The sequence below is a fragment of the Succiniclasticum sp. genome (assembly GCF_056977735.1).
The window spans coordinates 1-6,743 of sequence record NZ_DBMCWA010000031.1 but is presented as its reverse complement, the minus strand read 5'-3'; the positions used below and the strand labels follow the sequence as shown (position 1 = coordinate 6,743).

Annotated in this window: 5 protein-coding genes; all 5 read right to left on the bottom strand. The window is 47.7% G+C overall.

What is annotated here, in order from left to right:
* Nucleotides 1–784, bottom strand: a 784-nt coding sequence (locus tag ACZOWY_RS11620; RefSeq protein ID WP_484398338.1) for a nitrogenase component 1, incomplete at its 3' end; no start/stop codon positions are given.
* Entirely contained in the window at nt 781–2,277 is a 1,497-nt protein-coding gene (locus tag ACZOWY_RS11615) for a nitrogenase component 1 (RefSeq protein ID WP_484398333.1), read from the bottom strand. The genes ACZOWY_RS11620 and ACZOWY_RS11615, both read right to left, overlap by 4 nt.
* A gap of 94 nt (nt 2,278–2,371) precedes the next feature.
* Nucleotides 2,372–3,424: a FecCD family ABC transporter permease gene (locus tag ACZOWY_RS11610; RefSeq protein WP_484398328.1), complete on the bottom strand. Its 1,053-nt coding sequence runs from the start codon at nt 3,422–3,424 to the stop codon at nt 2,372–2,374.
* A 7-nt stretch (nt 3,425–3,431) separates the two neighbouring features.
* Nucleotides 3,432–4,433, bottom strand: a complete 1,002-nt coding sequence (locus tag ACZOWY_RS11605) for an ABC transporter substrate-binding protein (protein ID WP_484398324.1) — start codon at nt 4,431–4,433, stop codon at nt 3,432–3,434.
* 94 nt (nt 4,434–4,527) lie between these two features.
* On the bottom strand, nt 4,528–6,468 hold the full coding sequence (locus tag ACZOWY_RS11600) for a TonB-dependent receptor plug domain-containing protein (protein ID WP_484398319.1): 1,941 nt from the start codon (nt 6,466–6,468) through the stop codon (nt 4,528–4,530).
* Nucleotides 6,469–6,743: the final 275 nt, after the last annotated feature.

Genomic DNA, 6,743 nt, shown 5'->3' with positions numbered 1-6,743 from the left:
TCTGTAAAAACACCCGCATGCCCTGGATTCCATACGGATACTCACAGCACAAATACGGGATGCCGAACTGCTCCCACATTGTTTTCGCCAATTTTTCCCCACGCCCGAAAACAATATTCAGCTCTGCCTGCCCCATACGGCTTATCTCTTTCGTGGTACATTGATGCGGTGCACAAAGGATTTCCAGCTTCCCCGCAAACAACCGGCGCAGATACTGCAGATCATTGATGCTGTAAGGATCGCTGGCCATAATACCAAATATATTTACTGCAGGTAATTTATTTGTAACAAAGTTCTGGCCCGCTGCACTGCCTGTTTCCTTTTTGATTTCGTTTTCTGCCGGTTCATGCCCCGCCATCAAAGGAAGCAAAGCCAGAAGCGCCCGTTCGATGCCGTCATTTTCGTTCCCCGCATAACCCGGCGCCGGAATATACAGCACCGTATGCTCCGGATGTTCCTCCTGCCAACGGTCCACCGCACTTTCCGTATCGTCCCCAATCATGTTGGGGATGCAGCCGCTGATCACAAAGATGACCTTTGCGTCCGGATACAGCTGCGTTATATTATCCAGCCCCTGCGGAATCAGTTCCGTTCCGCCCTGTATCACATTTTCTTCATATACCACAGTGCTTGCCTGCCGGAAATCATCCGGCTGCTGCAGCATACCGGCGGCCAGGGATCCCCAGTGGCAACCCACGACCGAATGCTGCAAAACCACCCCGTCCCGGATGCCGGACAAAGCACGCGCCGCACCGATCAGGGCACATCCGCTCATCGGTTTCATCGTTTCCGCAACCTCCACATCCTGGTATACATTTCCCTGGAAGCCCAGGTATTGCTGTCATCCGTTCGCAGCGGGTAAAAGACCGGATCATACTCCAGCCGGTTCAGCAGCAGATGCCCGGGCGGTTCTTTCTGCCGTACCCTTGCAGCAAACTCCGCTGCCACTTCGGCAAAACTGTCATAGTCAAAAACGACCCTGTCCAGAAAGCCGGGCATCACCGGCTTGCCAAACCGCGCATAGCGGGGGTGGCTGCCGCAAATCAGAAACTCGCTGTCATCAATGATTTTTTGCATCTGTTCTGGCGTTGGATCCACCGTCAGGTCCGCCTGGCAGTTATACAGCTCCATGGCCTCCCGGATCCTTCCGTAAAGCCGTTCCATCATGGCGGAATCCACGGCAAAATCCCGCTGGAAATTTGGGTTTGGAATCAGCAGGATATGGCGGAGCGGCACCCCGTCGTCGGCTTCATAGCATTTAATCAGCTCCGGCAATGCGGAAAAGCTGTTGGTGATCAGGCAGAACCGGCGCCCGGAGAGTACCTGCTTCGATTCTTCCAGAAGCGGGCGGATCCTTGCCTCTTCTTCATCCAGCACCGCCTGCACCCGGGGCAGGATACCTAGCATCCGTCCCATGGTTTCATACAGTTCCCGCATACCGTCCAGCCCGTGCCACTGGTACAGGTCGGCCACATGCAGATAGGGCGTGCCAAATGTTTCTTCCATAGCCATGGCCCACTTTTTCCGGCGCACCAGATTCAGCGCTGCCCGGGGCATCTGCCGGATCTGGTCCAGCCCGGCGGCAGGGAAGAACGCATTGACCCGGATCCCCATACGGGCCAGCAGGTCACGCATCCGTTTCAGCTTTTCCGTTCCGCCGTACCCCCAGATAAAACTTTCAATATTGATGGACAGCGGATCTTTTTCCTGCGGTTCCATCACCTGGTCTACCAGCGCGTTCATAACTTCCACATAGCCGCAGCCGCGGTAATCAGCCCCGGAAAATTTTTGTTTGCAGTTCTGTCGGGCCCGTTCCGCAATATTCTTCCGGGAATTGGTTTTATCCATATGGGAAAAGGCCTGGGACTGTACGACCACAAGTTTCGCTTTCACTTCCGCCTGAATATCCTGTGCAATGCCACGCAGGTCATCATTGATGACATCCGACACCACTGTCGGCAAAATGAAAATCATTTCCGGCTTCTTTTCTCTGTCAATTTCCGGCAACAGCTGGCGCAACTTCCGCTCCCCTCCGAAAATGACATCCCGGTCCGTCAGATCTGCGCACTCCAGAGTTGCAACCGGACCGCTGCGGACACGTACGGTATTCCGGTAATGGAACCCGCAGCCCCGCGGTCCGTACATCACGGTAACCGCGTGAGGGATTTCCTGTATGGCAGCCAGGCTGCCGGACTGTTTTCCGTTAACCCCCAGCCTGTGCAACAGTGTAAAGGGTTTCATATCCAGAAACAGCATGTCGCTGTAGTATTCGTTCATCGGTCGCTCCCGTCAAGATTAATCACGTTGCTGATAGTCATTAACTACTATTATAATTTTACCAAATTTAGCAGACTGGTAAAAGCATTTTGCGCTAGCGTTCCCCGTATCCGTATTTGCGGAACATCATCAGGTATAAAAAGAACGGGCCTCCCACCATGGACGTTACGATTCCGATCGGAATCTCCGCATTCAGTAAAACCGTCCGCGCAAACACATCGCACCAGATCAGGTAGATGGCGCCCAATAACGCAGATAACGGTAACAGCCGCACATGGTCGCTGCCCCATAAAAGCCGGACAATATGCGGAATGACCAGCCCCACAAAACCGATTACTCCCGCCGCTGACACCACAGAGCTCACCATCAGGGATACCAGCACCAGATACAGTTTGCGCTTCCCAGCTACATCGATTCCCAGCGTCACCGCCGCCTCGTCTCCTAACAGCGATGCGTTCAGACTACGGAACTGGGTCGCAAAAAAGAAAGCACAGGCGCAAAACAAAACAAAACTTACCGGCAGCATATCCCAGGTCGCCCGGCCCATGCTGCCCATGATCCAGAAGCTGGCATCACGGATCCCTTCCACATCCTTTGCCAGATAAACGATCATGCTGGTACAGGAACCGCAGATTGCATTAAGCGCTGTTCCGGCCAGAATCAGTTTCGTGATACTCTGGTTTCCGCCCAGACTAAAAGTCAGCGCAAATACCGTAAAGGTAACAGCCAGCGCCCCGATAAACGCGCCAAAGGAAACACCGTACACGCCGAACATGCTGAAAGAGCCTAAAATGATGCTGGCCGTCGCCCCCAGCGCAGCCCCTGAGGAAACACCCAAAATGTATGGATCCGCCAACGGATTGCGGATCACCGCCTGCATGACCACGCCTCCCAGGGCCAGGGAACCGCCGGCAATGACGGCCATCACGATCCGGGGCAGGCGCAGATCCATCAGGATATCCGCCGCCATGATATCCTTTGCCGGCAACGAAGCTGCCTCACCTGTAAAATACCCGTATGCAATGTGCAGTATATCTTTCCATGTTATATCTACAACACCCACGGACAGGGAATAAATCATGGAAAACACCAAGAACGCAGTGAGCACAGTCAGGCACAGGCCCAGTTTCCAGAAATCTTTTTTCATAACATCCTCAGAACCGTTTCGTAATAAAAGTATTTAAATCTTCCGCCGCCTGAATTGTGTAAACGCTTCCGCCATAAAACGCCCTGTATGGGATCAGGAAGAAATTATCGTTTTTGACCGCCGTCACCTGCTGCAATAACGGATTCTTCTTTAACGCTTCAATTTTTGCCTTGCCAGGTCTGGAAGGCATATCCACGATCATAATGATATCCGGGTTCTTTTGAATCAGGTGTTCAATACTTTTCTTACCGCCAATCTTATCATCTAACGAAACGCCGCCGGCCTGCCGGATGATATCCGTTGTCATATCCATATCAGACCTTGCAAAATACTCATTTCCATAAGTATATTGTATTGTAACAATTCCCGGTCGTTCGCCTTCAGGTATCATATTTTTCTTTTTCTTTAAGCTGTCAAGGCGTTTCTCTAATTTTGTTATTTTCTCGGCAGATTTTCCCGTTAAGTGAAAAATCCGACTCAGGTTCTCCAAATCTTTAATAATGTTTTTTAAAGTTCGAGGGCCTGATGCCTTACTTGGTACTGTATTAGACCAGATATAAGTATGGATTCCTTTTTTATGCCAATAGTTCACTGTCCCCAAAGCGCTGTCACCAAAAAGAGATCCCCACGAAATGATCATATCCGGTTTTAACCCCAACACCGCTTCCTTAGACGGATACCTCTCAGAGAGTCTTTTAAACGGCTTATACTCTTTTGCTTCCGGGTAGTTTTCATCTGTTGTACAGGCGCTTACTGCCACAACTGATTTTTCCAAACCCAAAAAAATCATATTGTCCAGCGTGGAACCGGAAACAGCCAAAACCCTTTGGGGAACGGAAGTAAATGTCTGCTTAATCATTTTTCCCTGTCCTGCATAGCCATCATAATTTTCCACAACGATAGCTTTTTCAGATTGTGGTAAAGTATTTTCATTCTTTTGCGTATTCAGGTTACCGCATCCCGTAAGAAGCGAAAAGAGAACACATATAATAAGCGCTTTAAAAAACATTCTGATCTCCCGCCTGTATAAATCGGCATCCGGAAATAACCGGATGCCGATACTATTATACTACTTATCCTGTTAAAAATGTACTGCTAACTTATCAGAATGTATATTCAGCGCCTATCATGAAGCATCTGCCCTGACCGCCAAAGTAACGGTAAGGATCTGCGCCGGCATCTACATACTCTTGCTTTGTATTTGTAGTAAAGGCCATATATCCTTTATCAAAAATATTATACACTTTCAGGAACCCTTTAAAGTTTTTATCAAACTTATAATTCGCACTCAGATTCCAAACCCAGTAATTCTTTTCCGGCAACCATTTGGATTTATCTTTATCGGTACCGTTTGGCATAAAATCAGACTGATTCCTTCCTTGCAACGATACATCCCACTTATTATGCCGATAATTTACATCAAAAGAAAACTGTGTCTGGGGCACATAAAGAATCTGGGCATCATCATCTGCTACTACACGCGCATACCCAAGCCGGACCGCCCAGTCCTTGCCAATTTTCTGGTTCAGAGTGATTTCGCCGCCTTTTACATGGGAAACGCCTTTTATGTTTTCATATCTGGAATATCCCGGATAGCGCTGTATTACAATGGCATTTTTGTTCTTCCGGTTATATAATGCAAAATCCAACTGTGTGTTTTTGCTGAACTTTGCTTTAAATCCCACTTCATTATTTCGACCGCTCATGGGCGTGATGTCCTTATTAGGGACAAATCCCGTCTTATTACCGAAGATTTGAGTCGTAGTGGGCATAATATAGAATTCACTACTGGAAATATATATGCTGTACTTATCGTCAAATCTGTAGGATAAGCTTTCTGAATCGAGATACTGGGACGCATAGCTGTCCGAATGAACATAGCGAAGTCCCGCTGTAAGATTCCACTTTTTGGTAATATCCCATTCGTCCTGTATATATAGAGATTGTTCCTTTATAAAACGGTTTGGCGCCGTTGAGGTAGACACGTCATTCTTTTGCCAGTCGAATCCGGCTGAAATCCGATTGTTATCGGTCAGCTGACGGGAATAACGATCGGTGATTCGATAGGTATTGCGTTTGAAAGCTTCCCATTGAGCATATGCCGATTTGCCTTCCACGCCGCGCTGCCTGTCTGACGAAAATGAACCCCGGGAAAAGGCTAACGTGTTGGTTTCAGTCCCATCCTGCTTACGATAATCAAGCGAAACCGTAGTCAGTCTTTCGTAATATTCCCCACCCCAGCGATAGGGCCCCGAATCCGGATATTCATACGTGCTCCAGCCATCCCGATGCATCCAGTGATGTCTTACTGTAAAATCTGTAACTTTACTTAAATGCACCCCCAATTTAGCATCAACGGTATCCTGATCAAGGGAAGTCGGATACTTCATTCCGTACCCGTCCTTATAATCCCCCCGTTTAAACTTATCATATGATACTGACCAGAAAACTTTACCTTCTTCGCCCTGATGGTTAAAGTGGTAGTTCTGGCGCCCGTAGTTTCCAGCTGAAACCTTCAGCTTTCCCTGCGGTTTATCATAATGTTTCTTTGTAATAATATTGATAACACCGCCAACCGCATCAGCACCATACAACGTGGAAGCTGATCCTCGAAGTACTTCAATACGCTCCACATCATCCATATTCATATTGAAAAGATTTCCCCTGTAAACAATGTCGGTCATATAAGGAATGCCGTCCATCAAAACAACCACTTTGTTAGTACCGCGAACTCTGACATTAGATTCTGCAGAAACCTCAAAACCGATTCCTTCACCGTAAGTTATGGAATTAACCCCCGGTACATTTTCCAGTGCTTCTTTCAAGGTCGTGTAGTGATTACGTTCAATTTCTTCTCGTGACACTACATGTATACTGGCGTTCGTATTTCTTACGGTACTAGGCGTCGTTGTTGCCGTAACTACAATATCATCCAGATAAAAAGAACCCATATCATTCTTTTCTGTCTCTGCTGCTGACGACTGTGCGCACATTCCTATCAGGAGCAGCATTGCAGCTGCGGCAGACACTCGCGATTTTTTCATAATAATACCCCTTTCAAACCGTCTATAATAAAATCAACCGACGGTCGATTTTATTATAGACTTATTCGGATTTTGTGTCAATAAGTTTTTTGTCTTTTTTATGTGTTTGTCAAAAAACGCCTTTTTATGGGTATTATCCATAAAAGGCGCTTTTTTGGCATCTGTTTTATTTATTCAGCGGCTATTGCTGCTATTTATTATGATCGGCAAACATTCCGGTTAAAAAATAGCGTATCATACGGGCAATTCGATATTCACATATGCTCTTCGCTTCA

Excerpts from the sequence above, each read along its gene's own strand:
- ACZOWY_RS11600 (WP_484398319.1), bottom strand. The coding sequence starts at position 6,468 with ATGAAAAAATCGCGAGTGTCTGCCGCAGCTGCAATGCTGCTCCTGATA.
- ACZOWY_RS11605 (WP_484398324.1), bottom strand. The coding sequence starts at position 4,433 with ATGTTTTTTAAAGCGCTTATTATATGTGTTCTCTTTTCGCTTCTTACG.
- ACZOWY_RS11615 (WP_484398333.1), bottom strand. The coding sequence starts at position 2,277 with ATGAACGAATACTACAGCGACATGCTGTTTCTGGATATGAAACCCTTT.
- ACZOWY_RS11610 (WP_484398328.1), bottom strand. The coding sequence starts at position 3,424 with ATGAAAAAAGATTTCTGGAAACTGGGCCTGTGCCTGACTGTGCTCACT.